General features: G+C 26.2%; 17 protein-coding genes. 16 read left to right on the top strand and 1 reads right to left on the bottom strand.

The genetic code is table 11. The annotated features are described in order from the left end of the window. Window positions 1-784 precede the first annotated feature (784 nt). Entirely contained in the window at window positions 785-1,972 is a 1,188-nt protein-coding gene (locus AC07E4_RS10980; protein ID WP_341350022.1) for an exonuclease SbcCD subunit D, read from the top strand. 6 nt (window positions 1,973-1,978) lie between these two features. Then, on the top strand, window positions 1,979-5,107 hold the full coding sequence (locus tag AC07E4_RS10975) for an AAA family ATPase (protein ID WP_478216401.1): 3,129 nt from the start codon (window positions 1,979-1,981) through the stop codon (window positions 5,105-5,107). A 46-nt stretch (window positions 5,108-5,153) separates the two neighbouring features. On the opposite strand, the gene AC07E4_RS10970 is transcribed toward AC07E4_RS10975, so the two are convergent. Continuing rightward, entirely contained in the window at window positions 5,154-5,624 is a 471-nt protein-coding gene (locus AC07E4_RS10970; protein ID WP_430829378.1) for a VOC family protein, read from the bottom strand. A 291-nt stretch (window positions 5,625-5,915) separates the two neighbouring features. Between AC07E4_RS10970 and AC07E4_RS10965 the strand changes: the two genes are divergently transcribed. The 14 genes from AC07E4_RS10965 to AC07E4_RS10900 all read left to right on the top strand — a co-directional run bounded on the left by AC07E4_RS10965 (window position 5,916) and on the right by AC07E4_RS10900 (window position 18,296). Beyond that, window positions 5,916-6,770: a DUF4438 domain-containing protein gene (locus tag AC07E4_RS10965; protein WP_478216400.1), complete on the top strand. Its 855-nt coding sequence runs from the start codon at window positions 5,916-5,918 to the stop codon at window positions 6,768-6,770. 102 nt (window positions 6,771-6,872) lie between these two features. Then, window positions 6,873-7,631 (top strand): APH(3') family aminoglycoside O-phosphotransferase, encoded by a 759-nt coding sequence (locus AC07E4_RS10960; RefSeq protein ID WP_478216399.1) that lies wholly within the window; start codon window positions 6,873-6,875, stop codon window positions 7,629-7,631. A 123-nt stretch (window positions 7,632-7,754) separates the two neighbouring features. Continuing rightward, entirely contained in the window at window positions 7,755-7,967 is a 213-nt protein-coding gene (locus tag AC07E4_RS10955) for a 4Fe-4S dicluster domain-containing protein (protein ID WP_430829375.1), read from the top strand. Continuing rightward, window positions 7,967-8,548 carry a 4Fe-4S binding protein gene (locus AC07E4_RS10950; RefSeq protein ID WP_040328719.1) on the top strand — a complete coding sequence of 194 codons (582 nt, stop codon included), beginning with the start codon at window positions 7,967-7,969 and terminating at the stop codon, window positions 8,546-8,548. The genes AC07E4_RS10955 and AC07E4_RS10950 overlap by 1 nt, the downstream gene beginning before the upstream one ends. Window positions 8,549-8,779: 231 nt before the next feature. Beyond that, window positions 8,780-9,277, top strand: a complete 498-nt coding sequence (locus tag AC07E4_RS10945; RefSeq protein WP_430829374.1) for a YcxB family protein — start codon at window positions 8,780-8,782, stop codon at window positions 9,275-9,277. Window positions 9,278-9,327: 50 nt separating this feature from the next. After that, window positions 9,328-10,149 carry a class I SAM-dependent methyltransferase gene (locus tag AC07E4_RS10940; RefSeq protein WP_430829373.1) on the top strand — a complete coding sequence of 274 codons (822 nt, stop codon included), beginning with the start codon at window positions 9,328-9,330 and terminating at the stop codon, window positions 10,147-10,149. Window positions 10,150-10,197: 48 nt separating this feature from the next. After that, window positions 10,198-11,049 (top strand): class I SAM-dependent methyltransferase, encoded by an 852-nt coding sequence (locus AC07E4_RS10935; protein ID WP_478216398.1) that lies wholly within the window; start codon window positions 10,198-10,200, stop codon window positions 11,047-11,049. 62 nt (window positions 11,050-11,111) lie between these two features. Continuing rightward, a complete protein-coding gene (locus AC07E4_RS10930) occupies window positions 11,112-11,273 on the top strand; it encodes a hypothetical protein (RefSeq protein WP_478216397.1) in 162 nt (53 codons plus the stop codon). A 693-nt stretch (window positions 11,274-11,966) separates the two neighbouring features. Then, window positions 11,967-12,878, top strand: coding sequence for a helix-turn-helix transcriptional regulator (locus AC07E4_RS10925; protein ID WP_478216396.1), 912 nt, complete (start codon window positions 11,967-11,969; stop codon window positions 12,876-12,878). 109 nt (window positions 12,879-12,987) lie between these two features. Further along, window positions 12,988-13,386 (top strand): ATP-binding cassette domain-containing protein, encoded by a 399-nt coding sequence (locus tag AC07E4_RS10920; RefSeq protein WP_478216395.1) that lies wholly within the window; start codon window positions 12,988-12,990, stop codon window positions 13,384-13,386. Continuing rightward, window positions 13,386-15,128, top strand: a complete 1,743-nt coding sequence (locus AC07E4_RS10915) for an ABC transporter ATP-binding protein (protein WP_040328729.1) — start codon at window positions 13,386-13,388, stop codon at window positions 15,126-15,128. Before AC07E4_RS10920 ends, AC07E4_RS10915 begins: the two co-directional genes overlap by 1 nt. Window position 15,129: 1 nt before the next feature. Next, window positions 15,130-16,848 carry an ABC transporter ATP-binding protein gene (locus AC07E4_RS10910; protein ID WP_478216394.1) on the top strand — a complete coding sequence of 573 codons (1,719 nt, stop codon included), beginning with the start codon at window positions 15,130-15,132 and terminating at the stop codon, window positions 16,846-16,848. A gap of 209 nt (window positions 16,849-17,057) precedes the next feature. Beyond that, window positions 17,058-17,432: a VOC family protein gene (locus AC07E4_RS10905; RefSeq protein ID WP_478216393.1), complete on the top strand. Its 375-nt coding sequence runs from the start codon at window positions 17,058-17,060 to the stop codon at window positions 17,430-17,432. A gap of 111 nt (window positions 17,433-17,543) precedes the next feature. Then, window positions 17,544-18,296, top strand: coding sequence for a class I SAM-dependent methyltransferase (locus tag AC07E4_RS10900; protein WP_478216392.1), 753 nt, complete (start codon window positions 17,544-17,546; stop codon window positions 18,294-18,296). Window positions 18,297-18,312 lie beyond the last annotated feature (16 nt).

Below are 18,312 nucleotides of genomic sequence, written 5' to 3'. Positions count from 1 at the left end.
GTGAGGTTTCAACCTTGCAAAGTGCTATTTTAATATATTAATTCTAAATTTATATTCATATCAAAGACCGCCGAGACTAAAGTCTCAGATACGAAGGAAATAAAAATTAAATTAAAAGTGCCAACCTTTGTAGGCGAGAATTCATTCTTGCTTAACGTCATTTTCAATCTTCAATTTTCAACTTTCAGTTAATAAAGTAGGTGAGATTTCAACCTTGCAAAACGTTATTTACATTACTTTAAAATTTGTAATCTGTTAGGGACTGACTTTACTTGTTTAGATAAGTATATTATTAAAAAGGGTAATAAATTATGAAAAGGTGATTGTTCTATGAGAGGTCCGTCCTTCTTGTTGATTAGTATATTTTAAAGATGAAACCAATAAAATTTAGCAAGGATACATTACCGCCAAGACTAAAGTCTCAGCCACGAAGGAAATAAAAATTAAAAGTCCCAACTTTTGTAAGCGAGAATTCATTCTTGTAAAACGTCATTTTCAATCTTCAATTTTCCACTTTGAATTAATAAAGTAGGCGAGGTTTCAACCTTGCAAAACGTTATTTTAATATATTAATTTATAAGTTTATATTGATATCAAGGACCGCTAAGGTTAAAACCTCAGCTACATAGGACACATGATTTAATTAAATACTATGCTTCATCATTTTCAATCTTCACTTTTCACTTTCCATTTAAATAAGATTAAGTTCTTAATTGGGTTTTAAAAACATGATATAATGAGGATAAAATGTGTAGATAACTAATTATGTAATTATATAAGAGAGGTGTTATTTTTGAAGTTTATTCATACAAGTGATTGGCATATAGGTAAAATTGTTAATGAGTATTATATGACAGAAGATCAAAAGTTTGTGTTAAATCAACTTTTTAATATTATAGAGGAAGAGAAGCCAGATGCACTGGTTATAGCTGGAGATTTATATGATAGGTCTGTAGCACCTGTAGAGGCTATTGAGCTTTTAAATGACACTATAAATAAAGTAATAGTAGATCTTAAAACTCCAATTATTGCTATAGCAGGAAACCACGATAGTGGAGAGAGATTAGAATTTGCAAGTAGTCTTTTAAAGGATAAAAGCTTTTATATAAGTGGTACATTAAATAAAAATATAGAAAAAATAACATTATGCGATGATTATGGAAATGTGAATTTTTATATGATTCCATATGCAGAACCAGCAATAGTTAGAGCATTATATGAAGATAAAGAAATAAGAGATTATGATGATGCAATGAGAGTTATATTGGAAAATATAAAAGAAAATATGAATAAAGATGAGAGAAATGTAATTGTTGCTCATGGATATGTTACATACGCAAAAGATGCTGAGGGTAAGGAGTTTAATTCTTTAGAGAGAAGTGATTCAGAAAGACCACTATCTATTGGAGGTTCAGAGTATATTAATTCTAGTTATTTTAATGATTTTAACTATACAGCACTGGGACACTTACATGGAAGGCAAAAAGTTGGTAATGAGAATATTAGATATGCAGGTTCACTTTATAAATATTCTTTTTCGGAGGTAAAACAAAAAAAAGGTGTAAATATTGTATCTTTAAATGAAAAAGGTGAGTGTACTGTAGAATTTAAAGAGTTTGAACTTAGAAGAGATTTCAGAATTATAAAGGGAGAACTTAATAATCTTTTAGACAAAGAAGTTTATTCAAAAGAAAATAGAGAAGATTACTTAAAGGTAATACTTACGGATGAAGGTGAAGTTCTGGAACCTATGAGAAAATTAAAAATGGTATATCCTAATGTTATGGAACTTACTTATGAAAATTCTTTAAAAGAAAGAAGTGAAGGAAAAGAAAAAAAATCTTTTAAAGAAAAAAGCAAGATAGATTTATTTAAAAGTTTCTATAAAGATGTAAAGGGAAAAGAATGTTCAGAAGAAGGAATTAAGCTTATGGAAACATTAATTGAAAATGTAGAAAGAAAAGAGGTGTAGTTTTTTATGAAACCAATTAAATTAGTTATGAAAGCTTTTGGTCCTTATAGTGAAAATGTAGAAATAGATTTTTCAAAACTAGACGATAAAAATATATTTTTAATAACAGGGCCTACTGGTGCAGGGAAAACTACTATTTTTGATGCTATAACATTTTCATTATATGGAGAAGCTAGTGGTAGTGATAGAGAAGGTTCTTCACTTAGAAGTGATTTTGCAATGCCAGAAGTTTTAACTGAAACAGAACTCTATTTTAAATTAAGAAATGAAGAATATTATATAAGAAGAGTGCCTCAGCAGCTTAAAAAGAAAAAAAGAGGCGAAGGGTACACAGAGCAAAAATCAGAAGCAGAATTACATCTTCCAAATGGTAAAATTCTTACAAAGGTTACTGAAGTTAATGCTGAAGTTGAAAATATATTAGGCATAAGCAAAGAACAATTTAAACAAATAGTTATGATTCCACAAGGTGAATTTAGAAAGCTATTAACTTCTGACAGTGTAGAGAGAGAAAAAATATTTAGAAAAATTTTTGGAACATATGCTTTTGAAAAAATACAAAAACAGATAACATTAGAAGAAAGTGCATTAAGAAATGATATAAGTAAAGTAGCTGAAAGAAGAGATACTAAGTTAAAAAGCATAAATTGTAAAGAGGTTAGCGAAGAGTTATATAATTTAATTTCATTAGATGAGATTAATTCAACTGAAGTTATAGAGCTTGGAGAAAATCTTTTAGAGAAAGATAAAGAATTAGAAAAAGATATAAGAACTAAGATAGTAAATATAAAATCTTTATTAGAAAAGAAAAATATAGAAATTACAAAAGCTAATGATATAAATAAAAAATTAGAAGAAAAAGTGTTATTAGAAAATAAAAAGAAACATTTAGAAGAGCAAAAAGAAGAATATAAGTTAAAAGAAAATAACTTAGAAAAAGCTAAAAAAGCAAAAGAAGTAGAAATCATAGAAAATCAATATACATCTATAATTAAAAAGATTAAATTAAGAGAAGAAGAATTAATTTTCGTAGAAAATCAATTAAAAAGTTGGAATGAGAAATATAATATTTCATTACTAAATTTTAATTCTGAAAAAAATAGAGAAGATGAGCGTAAAAAGTTAGAAATAACTTTAAATGACTTAGAGAAATTAAGATTTAAAGTAGATGTATATGAAAAAAGTAAAAATGAGATAAATATAAAAAGTAAATCATTAAAAGAGTTAAAAGATAGAAATGATTATTTAAAAGAACTAGTAAAAACAAATAAAGAAAAAATAAAAAAAATAGATGATTATTTAAATAATATAAGTGAAAAAGAAAAGCAAAAAATAGAAAAAGAAAATACTTTAAAAATAGAAAAAGAACAACGTGAAGTATTAGTTAATCTATTTAAAAAAATTGATTCAGTTCAAAATGACGAAAACACACATTTTGAGCTTAAAAGTCAATTTAATGTATTAGAAAAGGATTATAAAATTAGAAAGGCAGAAGTTGAACTTAAGGAAGATTTATTTAGAAAAAGTCAAGCAGGTATACTTGCTTTAAGTTTAAAAGAAAATATGCCTTGTCCAGTTTGTGGTTCTACTAGTCATCCCAATAAAGCAATATTAATTGAAGAAGCTATAACTGAAGATGTTATAAAGTTGGAAAAGGAAAATCTTAATTTATTAAAAGAAAAATATGATGTATGCCTAAATAAGCTTATAGCATTAAAAAGTAAAATAGATGAAGCTACTGAAAATGGAATAAAACCTGTAATAAAGGAAATTTTAAATTTAGAGTTTTCGAGTATTAAGGACGTTAAGGATAAAGTAGTTGAAGAAGGAAAAGTAAGAAAAACTAATATAGATGCTTTAGTAGAATTAATAAAAAAATTAGATAAGGAAATAGCTGAAAAAGAAAGTTTGATAAGTTTAAAAGATTCATTAGAAAAAGAAATACAAAAATCCGAAAATGATGTAGAAACTTTAGGTTTAAAAGTTTTAGATTTTGAAAAGTCTATAGAAGTTAATAAGGAAAAATTAAACTCAATAAAAGAAGATTTCAATGGAGAAATAAAAACTTTAAATGAATTAAACTTAGATATAAGTAATGTAACAAACAAAATTCAAGAAATTAAAGAAAGTTTTATTAAAGCGGAAAAAGATTTTAATTTATGTAATAATAAATGTTTAGAATTAAAAACATCTAAAAATGAAAAAGAAGAAAGTCTTATAAAAGATAAAACTGAAGGTGAAAATTTATTAAATGAGTTAAAAAATAAAATTAACTTATTAAAGTTTATTGATTTTGAGGATTATAAAAAATCAATTTTAAATGATAGTGATTTTAAATTTTTAGAAAATGAGATTAAAATATATTATCAAAATTTAAAAACTTGTGAAGAGTTTTATGAAAAAGCAGTTAATGAAACAAAAGGATTAGAAGTTATAGATTTAAGTAAACTAAATGAAGATTTATCTCATTTAAGAAATCAAGAAAAGAACTTAGAAGAAAATTATAACTCAGTATATTCTAGAATTGAAAACAACTCAGCATTATTAAAGGATGGAAAAGAATTAAGTGAAAAAATAAAATCAAAAGAAGAAAAATATAGGGTAGTTGGCGATTTAGCTAATATGATTAAAGGAAATAATAGAGAGAGAATAAGTTTTGAAAGATATGTGTTGGCTTCATATTTTGATGATATTATAGAGGCTTCTAATATTAGGCTTAAGAAAATGAGTAATGGAAGGTTTGAACTTTTAAGAAAGAAAGAAAAAGGAAAAGGTGCTGCCCAGCAAGGATTAGAATTAGAAGTGTTTGATAATTACACAGGTAAACCAAGACATGTTAAGACTCTATCCGGTGGAGAAAGTTTTAAAGCATCTCTTGCTATGGCACTTGGACTTGCTGATGTAGTTGAAGCTTATGCTGGTGGAATAGAACTTGATACAATGTTTGTAGATGAAGGATTTGGAACACTTGACCCAGAGTCTTTAGATAATGCTATTGAATGTTTAATAGGACTTAAAGAAGGTGGAAGACTTGTAGGAATAATATCACACGTTCCAGAACTTAAAGAAAGAATAGAAGCTAAGATAGAAGTTTACCCAACAAAAGAAGGAAGTAAATTAAGTGTAAAAATATAATAAAAAGTTATTAAAGGAAGGCAAAGAGTCTTCCTTTAACTTTTATCTAAAAATCTACAGCACATTGATTATTTATTCCAGGAATTTTATAATTACCAGTAATTTCAATAGTATTATTATCAGGATCTTCTAAAACAAAGAAATAGTATGGACTAGCTATATTTAAATACATAATTTCTGAAAGTTTACCTATATCCAATGCTTTTATCCGCTCATATTCTGCATTTAAATCTTCAATCCAAAAGTTTAAAACAAAATTATTTCCATAGTTTATTTTTCTATGCTTTAAGTAATTTATATATTCTTCATTAAAGTATTTGTCTAAATTTTTATTGCTATTTATAATTTCGTAATCATAGGAATTATTGTATAAAGCAATACAGTTTCCACTAAAATTAAATTGAGCCCACCTATTAAAATTTCTATGTGAAACTTTCATTTCCAATAATTGTTCATAAAAATTAATAGATTTTTCCATATCTTTAACAATTAAATAAGTAGAACCTAACTCTAACATGTTTGTTAACCTTCTTTCTAATCATATAACCTTACTTATGCAGTTACTTTATAAGTTTTCTTAATCTAAATTAGTGTAAATTTTTTCTAGCTAATGTATATGTAGTTTAACATAAATTAATAAATTTATTATGAAATATATGGGAATAAGTATGAACAATATATTAAAAACTTATGTAAAACTTTTAATATGGAGGAATTTATATATATTTAATAGAATAGTTTTGAAGTGTAATAAATTTAGTGTAAGTTAATGAAAAAAATTACATATACAAGTTAGGGGGAGATTATTATGCTTAGAACTAATAAAGATAAAGTTGTTATGCAAAGTGTACAAGGAAAAATTCATCATCCATCATTTCCAGCTTCACCATATAGGTTAAGTCATGAAGGGGAATCACTAGTTGTGCCTGCAACTGGTGGAATTTGTTATAATGTTAAGATAGGAGATTGTGCTTTTAAATTAGCAGGGGACCATATTGAACCAGGAGTTTCAATTAGAAATGAAAATGAAAGAGAAAATAGTGCATTAAATTCACTATCTTGCATTGGAAACAAAGCTAAAGTTGTATCTGGTGATGGAAAAGGCTCTGTAGGTTACGTTACAGGAAAACATGGAGGGGTTGAACATGTTTTAATTAATTTTAAAAAAGATGATTTAGAAAACTTAGCTATAGATGATAAAATATTAATTAAAGCATATGGACAAGGACTTAAACTTTTAGATTATGAAGATATTCATGTTATGAATATAGATCCAGAACTTCTAGAAAGACTTCCTATAATTGAAAAAGAAGGAAAACTTATAATTAAAGTTGCAGCTATAATTCCACCATATCTAATGGGGTCAGGTATAGGTGCTGGATCTGCTTATAAAGGTGACTATGATATTATGACAGCGGATATGGATGAAATAAAAAAACATGGTATAGATAAATTAAAGTTTGGAGATTTAGTGTTACTTGCAGATTGTGATAATACTTATGGAAGAGGCTACTTAACAGGAGCAGTTTCAGTAGGTGTTGTAATTCACAGTGATTGTATAAAAATGGGACATGGCCCTGGAGTAACAACTATACTAACAAGTAAAAAGCCCTTAATAAAAGGTATGATAAGTGAAGATAGTAATATAAAAGATTATATATAAAAAATAAAATTATTTGATCCTTAAGTGAAGTTAGTACTTAATATATAGATTTTTGAATATAAGATCAGATATCTATAAAAAATAAGGGGGAACTGTATATTTATGTGTTTTCCAAAGGAAGTAGAATTTTTTATAAAGGATATGAAATGTGTAAAAGATAATGAAGGAAAATCTAAAGCTGATATTTATAAGTTTGTTGATGGGGAAAAAATCTATTATCTAAAAGTAGAAAAAAGAAATGATGAGAGCATTCGTGAACATGAAATGTATCATTGGTTAAAAGAAAAAGTTCCAGTTCCAAAAGTCATTTGCGAATGTTTTGAAGATGGTATGGATTATATTTTACTTGAAAAAGCAGATGGAATTATGTTAGAGAGTGAATGTTATGTTAAAAATCCTGAACAATTAGTACGACTTGCAGCAGAAGGATTAAACATATTATGGAAAATACCAATTTCAAAATGCCCTTTTAATGCATCAATTGAAAGTAAGCTAAAGAAGGTAAAAGAAAATATTGATAATGGAATGAAAATTTGTGTTGATAAAAATATATATACAGATGGATTTAATAATGAAAAAGATGTTTATGAGTATTTAGTTTCAAATATGCCAAAAGAAGACAAAGTTTTAGTTCATGGTGATTATTGTTTTAATAATTATTTTGCTCAAAATAATAAAATTTCAGGATTTATAGATATGGGAAGAGGTGGCATAGGAGATAGATATCAAGACATTGCATTATGTGTTCGTGAGCTTATGAATTATGAAAAATGTTATACTGAATTATTATTTCATTACTTAAACATTAAACCGGATTATGAAAAAATACTTTATTATATTCTCTTGGATGAATTATTTTAATATCTTATATTAATTTAAACTGTAATAGAATCACAAACTTTTGTGACTTTGTTACAGTTTATTTTTTATGTTTATTTTAAAATATAAAATATGAAAAATGTATGTATTACTAGGAGGAATATAATGAATAAAAAAATAGTTAAAAGAAAAGCTTACGTTGATACTAAATATTGTGTTGCATGTGGTGTGTGTGCAAGAACTTGTCCATTTGGCGCCATTTCTATATATAAGGGAATTTATGCAGAAGTTGATTTTGATAAATGTGTTGGATGTTCAAAATGTGCAAAACAATGTCCTGCATCAGTTATTGAAATAAAGCAAGAGGAGGGGCAATAATGGGTAAAGTAAAAAAGAAAAAGAATTGGTATGAATATCTTTGGATAGCAACTATCTTATATTTGACATTAGGACTATTTAATATATTATTTGCTTGGTTAGGATTGTTATGCTTCTTTATACCATTAATTATGAGTTTTACTAAAAAGGATAAAGCTTATTGTAATAAATATTGTGGTAGGGGACAGTTATTAGAATTGGTTGGAACTAAGTTTTCAAGAAATAAACCTATGCCAAAATTTTTAAAAACAAAATGGTTTAGGTATGGATTTTTAATATTCTTTTTAACTATGTTTGTAAATATGTTATATGTTACCTATTTAGTTTTTAATGAAACTACTGGATTAAAGGAAGTTATTACTCTTATGTGGACATTTAAAGTACCTTGGAGGTTTAATGAGTTAACTAATGTAACTCCTTGGATAGCACAATTTGCATTTGGATTTTATAGTATGATGCTTACATCAACAATACTTGGATTTATTACAATGGCATTATATAAACCAAGATCATGGTGTGTATATTGTCCCATGGGAACAATGACTCAAGGAGTTTGTATTATAAAAGATAAAATTAAATAGATTAGTAAAAAAATAGTCTTAAAATGTGATAATGCATTTAAGACTATTTTTGTGTATATAAAACTTGATATTTCTAATTTTAATAAAATAAGTGTAGTTTTTAAGATATTAAAATAAATTGAAAATCATTAATAAATTTTAATATATTTCCTTATATATAACAAATTTACATAATATGTTATAATAAAAATGCTAAATAAGTGGGGATTTTAGAAATGAGAGGAGATTTATATGTTTGAAACAAAGGGTACAATTAATGAAGAAAATATAAAAATATTCAAAAAATATTTAATGACACCTTTGCAAAAAAATGTGTTTATAATACTAATTAGCATATGTACATTAATAGGATTAATTAATATTTCTTTAGGTGATAAATATGTTGTAGCTATTGCTTTTATTGGAGCTATTATTTTGGTTACAGAATATCTTTTAATTATTAATAAATACGGCAAAGTGTTTATGGATAGAGTGGAAGAAACTGCGGGGAAAAGGGAAATAACTTATGAAATATCCTTTGATGAATTAACTGCAACAATTAATAATGCAAATACAGGTGGAAAAGTTGTTATGAAATATGATTCATTTGTACGATTTATAGAAATTCCTGAGGCTTATCTTATTATTACAAAAACAAATCAAATCTTTATTATAGATAAAAAATATTTAAATGATAGAGAAGGTGAGTTTGATTTATTTATTAGAGAAAAGTGTAAAAATTTAAAATAGAATTCAAATAAGGTTCAACTTGAAAGGATATAAAAAAGGGGGGAAACAATATGTCTAGAGCAAATGATAGTAATATAGTTAAGGTTCAATATAATTCAGATAAGAATTTAAATGCTAGACAAGCATTTCACAATGAATGTAGTATAAATAAATATGGATGGACAAATTGGATATTTGATCAATATAACTTTAAACCTAATAGTAAAGTTATTGAATTTGGTTGTGGAAATGGAAGTATATGGGTTGGAAATAAAAATAGAATACCAAAAGATATTAATGTAATTTTAACAGATTTTTCAGAGGGTATGTTAAATTCAGCAAAGAACAAACTTTCAGATGTTAAAGAGATAGTTAATTATTCTGTTATGGATATACAAAATATAGAGTGTGAGGATAATTATTTTGACGTAGTTATTGCCAATCACATGCTTTATCATGTACCAAATAGAGAACTTGCTATAAGTGAAATTGCTCGCGTACTAAAATCTGATGGAACTTTTTATGCAACTACTAATGGTGCAAATAATATGAAGGGTCTTAAAGATTTAGTAACCAAGTTTGATTCACAATCTAATTATAAAATGTTTTCTATTACAAAAGAATTTGGACTAGAAAATGGAGAAGAACAATTAAAAAAGCATTTTAACTCTATTGAAAAAGTAATATATGAAGATTCTCTTCACATAACAAATCCAAAACCATTAGTAGATTATATATTATCTTTAGAAGGACATACAAATATAAATACTATAATGACAGAGAAAAAAGTAACAGATTTTTATAGATATTTGGAAGATATAATTTCAAAAGATGGAAGTATTGATATACCTAAAAGTAGTGGTATGTTTATAGCTAAAAATCCTAAAAAATAAAATTTAATTTTTGAAAGTTTTATTCTCAATTTTAAGGAGGAAAATTAAATGGAGAATATTCAAGATTTACTTATGTGTCCTGTATGTAAAGAAGAATTAATGAAAAATTTGGAATGTTCAAAATGTAAAAGTAAATTTTCTTATGAACATGGTGTATTTAATATTGTATCTCCTAGTTTATCAGATAATCAAGAAATACTATGGAATATAACAGAAGATATGCTTGAAAAAGATATTGAAGATATAAGAAAAAAAGATGATTCTGCAATTAAAGACTATAATGCACATAAAAATAAAGAAACAATTGAGGCACAAAAAATTCACGGAGAATGTATGAATAGTTTAATAGAAGAGTTTTCAGGAACTGTTTGTGACCTTTCAACTGGAATGGGATCTATGCTTCAAAGATTACTTAATTCAAAAAATAAAAACTTCTCTATTGTTTGTACTGACATAGATAAATATGTATTAATGAAGACTAGAAAATTAAAACAAACAGATGACAAAAGAGTCTTTTATGTAGCAACTGATGGTAGGTATATGTCAATAAAGGATGAGAGCTTTGATTATATCACTTCTTTAGCTGCACTTGGAAATATTCCAGAAAGCAATAAAGTTATAAGAGAATTATATAGAATTTTAAAGCCAAATGGCAAAATTGTAATTCAAAGTAGTTATATTGAAAAAGGAAGTAAAAGCTTTGAACTTGCTAAAAGTAAAAATATTGAACGTGGTTTAGTAGAAGAATATTTAATTAATGATTTAAAAAATGCAGGTTTTAAAAATATTATATCAAAAGTTGTATCAAAGGCTATATGGGCAGAAAATCCATACGATTTAATTCCAGTAGCAGGTGATACACAATTTTACTCTATAATTGAAGCTCAACGTACAAAATAATTAAATCATTGAATTAACTAAACTTGAAATGATAAATATAATTAAAATGGTGATGTGCTAATATGGCAATACATTTCATATTTGAAGTGTTTACAATAATTTGTTATATCTCTAGAATGATAATAAGGAAACCAAGTGAATATCCAGATACTACAGTTGGGTATAGAGGTAAAAAAGCTAGAGAAAGCAAAGAACTGTGGCATTTTTCAAACAAACTTGCATAAAAAGTTATAAGGTACATTTCAATTGTACTATTTATATTTAATATAGGGGCATATCTAATAACAAATTTAGAAAATGGTACTATTATAATTTTGATAAATATATGGAGTATAATAGGTTCTATTTGTTATATAGAAATTTAAAATAAGCAGATTCAAAATAGAATATATATATAAGTAAACAAGAAGGAGTATTTAATAATGTTACTCCTTCTTGTTTTATGCTAAAAAATATTGGAATGAATACTATATAAATCATGAAAAATATATAATTCTTAAATTTAGTCAAATGTTAACTTATTTCTTTAATTCTTCTAAATTCAATTACAATATTAATTAATATTGATAATCAATATCGTAAATAGTAGAATTAGGTTAGTGTTAACTAATAAGAAAGTAAAGAAAGGCTGTGCAGACAACGAGAAAAACGGATAAATTAACTTTAAATAACCTAAGAAGTTATAATTAGTATTGTTATTGATGTTAAAAGATCATATGTGTTTATCAGTAGCTATTATTAAAATGGTTAAGATAGTGAAAATAACTATATGGTATAAACAAATCTTTGTCCTTGCTTTTATAAGTTTTTAGCATAATGGACAAAGTTTTTTTCATAGCATTAATAGGTATTTATTATTTAAAAGAAAGGAGAGAATTGATGTAGTTAGTTTTAAATACATCAATGTAAGGATAAGTATGAATAATAATGAATTTTTAAAAGTTTGCAAGAGAAATGAAGGCGAAAAATATAGTTCAAGAAAGTATGAGATTTTTAAAGGTATAAAAGTATTTTATAATGACATTCATACGGATAAAATTATACATAATTTTCATTGTGAATCCAATTCTAAGAGTTACGAGATTAACCATTGTAGAGAAGGAAAGTTTGAATGTGTTTTAAAGGATGGAACTATAACATATATGAATGCTGGAGATTTTTCAATTAATCCATTAGAAAATTGTCCTTCTCAATCTAACTTTCCAATAAGACATTATCATGGAGTTACAGTTTATATAACTCCATCAGAACTTGGTGAGGAAGCAGAGTGTTTGCAAAAGGTCTTTAATATAAACTACAATAACATTTTAAATAAATTATGTGAGGGTGATAGACTTTTTATAAAAAGAGCAACGCCTAAAATACAACATATTTTCTGTGAAATATATAATGTTGAAGAAAATATTGTTATACCTTATTTGAAAGTTAAAATACAAGAACTGTTCTTGTATTTAAGTACAATTGATCCTAAAAATGAAGTGATAGATAGAGAATATTTTACAAAATCTAATGTTAATATAGTGAAAAAGTTACATTCATTTATTATTGAAAATTCAGAAAAACATTATACATATGAGGAATTATCTTTCATGTTTTCTATAAATCAAACTACAATGAAAAGATGTTATAAGTCTACTTATGGAGAAACAATTTATACTACATTTATGAAAACTAGATTGGATAAATCATCAAAATTGTTAAAAACTTCATCATTTACGATTACTGAAATAGCACTGCTTGTTGGGTATTCAAGTAATTCAAAATATTCTACAGCTTTTAAAAAAATGTATAATATTACACCAATGGAATATAGAAAAGTTCATGCCTGATTTGGTAATAATGGTCATATTGGGAAAGATAAAAAAGTTAGAGCATGCTAACATATTCTTGTAGAGCATATTAACTTAACAGATCGCAATATTAAATCAGGGGGAAAAAATGAAAAATAAAAAATTAACCGTAAGTAATGTAAATACAGAGAATTTATTAAGAAAATATAAGCTTCCTAATATGAAAAATCGTCATTCTTTAACATTATCAGGTGGACAAAAGCAAAGACTTACTATAGCTGCAGCAGAGGTTTTAAATAAGGAAGCATTTATATTTGATCAGCCTACTAGTGGCTTAGATGCTGACAGTATGCATTTGGTATCAGATAGACTTAAGGAACTTCAAAAGAGTGGGAAAATTGTTATTGTAATTACACATGATTATGAATTTTTGATGGAAACATGCACAGAAACTTTAATGATAGATAAGAATAAAATAACTACCTTTGATACAAAAATTGATACAAAGTCTATACTTCAAGTGTTGAAGAATGAAGGTGAAGCATAATGAATAGAAAAAATAGTTTATTGAAGTATGCAGAAGGTTACAAGTGGCTTACAATTGTTTCATGTGTGTTATCAGGTATAAGTTCTGCTTTATCAATTGTTCCATTTGTATGTATTTACAATATCATAAAATATTTCATATTGAATAATCAATCAGATCAAATTATTAGATATGGAAAAATAGCTGTATTAACATCCATAATAAGTGTTACATTGTATTTTATTGCATTGTCATTAGGTCACATTGCTGCATTTAGAGTAGCAAAAAATTTAAAAATGAAAGCTTGCAATCATATTATTGATATGCCACTTGGTTATTTTGAAATGAAATCAACAGGGGAGTTGAGAAAGACAATTGATGAAAACACTATGTTAACAGAGGATTTCTTGGCACATAAATTGCCTGATTTTGCAGCAACTTTAATTATGCCCATAGTCATTGTTATTAGTTTTTTCTTTTATGATTGGAGGATGGGCATAGTTTGTTTCATTCCATTACTTATTGCTTTCTTTTGCATTCATAAAATGATGGGTGGAGAAAATAAGTTTACAATGGGAAAAATAATGACCATTCAGGAGCAAATGAATAAAGAAGCTGTTGAGTATGTTAGAGGAATTCCAATTATAAAAGTTTTTCAGCAGACTGTATTTAGCTTTAAAAAGTTTCATGATACAATCCTAAACTATAGAGATTTAGTAGCAGAGTATGCAAAAAATTGTAGATTACCTAAAACGGTTTTCATAATTGCTTTAAATAGTTTCTTTATTTTTTTAATTGTTATTGGTATTATAGTGTTTAATTTTTCTTCAGATAAAGTAGGAGTATTTTTAAACTTGATATTTTTCATATTAATTGCACCATTGATATCCACAACAATGATGAGATTAATGATGACTGGAGAGAATCTTATACAAGCTAAAGAAGCTTTGATAAGAATAGAATCTATTATTTATAATAACACAAAGAATAAGGTTGAAGGAGTAAGTTTTCCAGAGAAACATGATATTAAGTTTAAAAATGTGAGCTTTTCTTACCCAGGCCATGAAAGAAAAGTACTATACAATATAGACTTGAAGATTAAAGAAAAATCAAAAGTTGCATTTGTAGGGTTGTCTGGTTCGGGTAAAAGTACCATTATTTCATTAATAGGAAAATTTTTCGAGGTAAAAGATGGAGAAATAACTATAGGTGATATAGATATTAAAAATATAAGAAATGAAGAGTTAATGAAAAATGTATCTTTTGTTTTTCAAGATAGTAAGTTATTTGAAATGAGCATATTAGACAATATACGTATAGGAAAAAAGGATGCATCAGAAATGGAAGTAAAAAAAGCACTTAAAATTGCTCAGTGTGAAAGTATTATAGAGAAATTGCCATTTGGTATTAAAAGTGTTTATGGAACTAAAGGAGTATATTTATCAGGAGGAGAAAGGCAGAGAATTGCTTTAGCAAGAGCGTTTATTAAAGACTCTCCTATAATTATATTTGATGAAGCAACATCAGCAACAGATGCAGAAAATGAATATTATATTACGAAAGCCATTGAAGATATTTCAAAAAATAAAACTGTTATTTTAGTTGCGCACAGATTATCTACAATACAAGATGTAGATGAAATTATTGTTATGGATAAAGGAAAAATTGTTGAAAAGGGAAATCATAATACTCTAATAAAAGATGGAAATCAGTATGCAAAAATGTGGAATCAATATGTAGGTTCAACAGATTGGAGGTTATAGTATGTTCAACAAATTAAAAAACGGATATTATTTATCTAATAATGAAGCAAAATTAATAAAAGAAGGAGTCTTATTTAATGCACTTTCTAACATTGCTAAAATGATTCCTGTTGGTATATGTACCTATTTACTATTTAATATGTCGGCAATAATTTCAAATAAAAATACAAGTTATATACCAATTCAAAAATATATAGTATTTTCAATAATTGCTATACTTATAATGTTTATACTTTCATATATAGAATACACAAAAACTTATATTGATATTTATAGAGAAAGTGCAAATAGAAGAATAGATATTGCAGAATTTTTGAGAAAACTCCCATTATCATTCTTTGCTAAAAGAGATATAGCAGATATAACTACTGCTATTATGACAGATACTTCAGGAATTGAACATGCTTTAGCTCATGTTATACCTCAAGCCTATGGTACTATAATATCAACAATTGTTGTATGTATTGCACTAGCTATATTTAATGTCAAACTAGCACTAGCATTATTTTGGGTTATTCCTATTGCATTTTTAGTGGTACTTTTATCAAGAAAAATACAAAATGGACTTGGAAATCAGTTTAAAAAGGATAAGCTAGATTGTTCTAATGAAATTCAAGCCACATTGGAAATGATTAAAGAAATCAAGTCATTTTCCTTGGAGGATGAATATAAAGAAAATTTGAAGAATCAACTTAACAATTTTGAAAACAGCCAAAAAAAGAGTGAGTTATTTTCAGCTACGATTTTAGGCTCAGCACAAATGATACTAAAATTAGGTATAGCAACAGTTATAATAATAGGAAGTGATTTATTATTAAAAGGTGAAGTGAATTTATATACTTATATTATATTTTTATTTTCAGCTGGCTTAGTATATGATCCTATATATGGTTTAATGAATTCATTAACTGAAGTTTTTTCTACAGATATCTTAACAAAGAGGATAAACGATATAAAAAGTGAAAAAATATTTGATGGAGTAACAAAGTTTAATAATAGTAAATTTGATATTACTTTTGATAAGGTTTCCTTTGGATATAGTGATTCTAAGGTTATTGATAATGTTAGTTTTACGGCTAAAGAAGGTGAAAAGACTGCATTAGTAGGACCATCAGGCTCAGGAAAATCAACCTTACTAAAATTATCAGCTAGATTTTATGATGTATCAAGTGGAAACATATATTTAGGTAATCAGAAAATAGCAGATATGGATGCAGAAGTTTTACTTAAATATTATTCGGTAGTTTTTCAAGATGTATTACTTTTTGATAATACTATAATGGAAAATATAAGACTTGGAAATAAGAATTCCACAGATAAAGAAGTAATTGATGCTGCAAAACTTGCTAATTGCCATGATTTTATTATGGAATTACCTAATGGTTATGATACTTATATTGGTGAAAACGGAAAACTTTTATCTGGAGGAGAGAAACAAAGAATTTCTATAGCTAGAGCAATTATTAAAGATGCACCTATTGTGCTACTTGATGAAGTTACATCAGCATTAGATATTGAGAATGAAAATCTAGTTCAAGAAGCACTGAGTTATGTAACAAAAAACAAAACAGTTTTAGTTATTGCACATAAACTTGATACAATCAAACATTGTGACAAGATTGTTGTTTTACAAGATGGAAAGCTTGTAGATGAAGGTACTCATAGCCAATTGATGAGTAAAGATGGGTCATATAAGAAATTAGAAAACATGAAGATATAAATTATTATTCATTTGATAGAATAGAGAAAAATATAATATTAAAAATGAATGATAAAAAGCCTTTGAAAAGTATTTATTTTTAGAGGCTTTTTTGCATATTAAATAATAAAAGCAAGGAAGAAAAGTTTTTATATAGAAATATATAAGTAGTAATAATTAGTTTATATAATTGTTTAAAAAAGTAAAAAATAAGGCAAAGGAGGTACATTATGAAAAGATCAATGATGCAAGTTTATGTAAAAGGTAGTGGAGAGGCTGTGAAACTGTATTTAAAAGCTTTTAATGCTACTTTAGGATTTAATGTAAAAAACTCTGATGATACGTTTTACCATTCAGAACTTGATATTTGTGGACATACCTTAGCCGTAGATGAGGCAAATGATGATAATGACAAAATTATTATAGGTAACACAATGCATCTCTGGTTACATTATGACCAAGAAAATAAGAATATGGTCAAACAGGCTTATGAGGTGCTTAAAGAGGAGAGTAAAATCCTATTTCCATTAGGGCCTTGTGAGTTTAGTCCATTGTGTACAGATTTTATTGACAAGTTTGGAGTTAGATGGTGTCTTTTTGTCTAGTAATTAGAAATTTAACTAATCTATAAGTATTTAATATAATATTTTCTGAAATTTTAAAATATTATATATATAGTGCGAGCTTTATTTGATATATAATTAAGGGGGGAGATTATGGATTTTAGAAAGGTTTTTGACAGTATTCCAAAAGAATTTGATAAATGGAGAACACGTTATTGTAGGGAACTTTTTAACGATCTTATAGAATATTCAAGGTTAGAATCTGATAAAACAGTTCTTGAAATTGGTCCTGGAACAGGTCAAGCTACTGAACCAATACTTAAAACAGGTTGTTCATATTTGGCAATTGAACTTGGTGAAAACCTTGCAATGTATACAAAAACTAAATTTAGTTCATATGATAATTTTCAAATTGTAAATGGTGATTTTGAAACATATAATTTTGAAAATGAGCAATTCGATTTAGTTTATTCAGCTGCTACAATTCAGTGGATACCAGAAGAAATTGGTTTTAATAAAGTTTATAATATATTAAAAAGCAATGGAACATTTGCAATGATGTTAACTAAAACAGATGAAAAAAGTGGCAATGAACTTTTATATTCAAAGATACAAGAAGTATATGACAAATATTTTCATCCAGAAACAGAATATACATGTAAGTTAAATTATAATAACATTAAAAATTATGGATTTAGTGATATTAAGTGTAACAAATATTATAAGGTAAGAGAGCTTAATGCTGATGAGTATGTTTCATGGATAAGTACACATGCTTCTCATATAACTTTGAGGGAGCCATATAAATCAAAATTTTATTCAGGCATTAAGGATGCTATTATAAGTTTTGGAAATAATATAAAGCTTTATGACACAATAATTTTATATTTGGCAAGAAAATCATAAAAAAATAAATCAAATT

The organism is Clostridium amazonense (assembly GCF_056431285.1).
The sequence above is the reverse complement of the archived record's forward strand: the minus strand, read 5'-3'. Positions and strand labels throughout refer to the sequence as shown.

Coding starts and splice junctions, on each gene's coding strand:
- AC07E4_RS10975 (WP_478216401.1), top strand. CDS start 1,979: ATGAAACCAATTAAATTAGTTATGAAAGCTTTTGGTCCTTATAGTGAA.
- AC07E4_RS10970 (WP_430829378.1), bottom strand. CDS start 5,624: ATGTTAGAGTTAGGTTCTACTTATTTAATTGTTAAAGATATGGAAAAA.
- AC07E4_RS10965 (WP_478216400.1), top strand. CDS start 5,916: ATGCTTAGAACTAATAAAGATAAAGTTGTTATGCAAAGTGTACAAGGA.
- AC07E4_RS10960 (WP_478216399.1), top strand. CDS start 6,873: ATGTGTTTTCCAAAGGAAGTAGAATTTTTTATAAAGGATATGAAATGT.
- AC07E4_RS10955 (WP_430829375.1), top strand. CDS start 7,755: ATGAATAAAAAAATAGTTAAAAGAAAAGCTTACGTTGATACTAAATAT.
- AC07E4_RS10950 (WP_040328719.1), top strand. CDS start 7,967: ATGGGTAAAGTAAAAAAGAAAAAGAATTGGTATGAATATCTTTGGATA.
- AC07E4_RS10945 (WP_430829374.1), top strand. CDS start 8,780: ATGTTTGAAACAAAGGGTACAATTAATGAAGAAAATATAAAAATATTC.
- AC07E4_RS10940 (WP_430829373.1), top strand. CDS start 9,328: ATGTCTAGAGCAAATGATAGTAATATAGTTAAGGTTCAATATAATTCA.
- AC07E4_RS10935 (WP_478216398.1), top strand. CDS start 10,198: ATGGAGAATATTCAAGATTTACTTATGTGTCCTGTATGTAAAGAAGAA.
- AC07E4_RS10930 (WP_478216397.1), top strand. CDS start 11,112: ATGGCAATACATTTCATATTTGAAGTGTTTACAATAATTTGTTATATC.
- AC07E4_RS10925 (WP_478216396.1), top strand. CDS start 11,967: ATGAATAATAATGAATTTTTAAAAGTTTGCAAGAGAAATGAAGGCGAA.
- AC07E4_RS10920 (WP_478216395.1), top strand. CDS start 12,988: ATGAAAAATAAAAAATTAACCGTAAGTAATGTAAATACAGAGAATTTA.
- AC07E4_RS10915 (WP_040328729.1), top strand. CDS start 13,386: ATGAATAGAAAAAATAGTTTATTGAAGTATGCAGAAGGTTACAAGTGG.
- AC07E4_RS10910 (WP_478216394.1), top strand. CDS start 15,130: ATGTTCAACAAATTAAAAAACGGATATTATTTATCTAATAATGAAGCA.
- AC07E4_RS10905 (WP_478216393.1), top strand. CDS start 17,058: ATGAAAAGATCAATGATGCAAGTTTATGTAAAAGGTAGTGGAGAGGCT.
- AC07E4_RS10900 (WP_478216392.1), top strand. CDS start 17,544: ATGGATTTTAGAAAGGTTTTTGACAGTATTCCAAAAGAATTTGATAAA.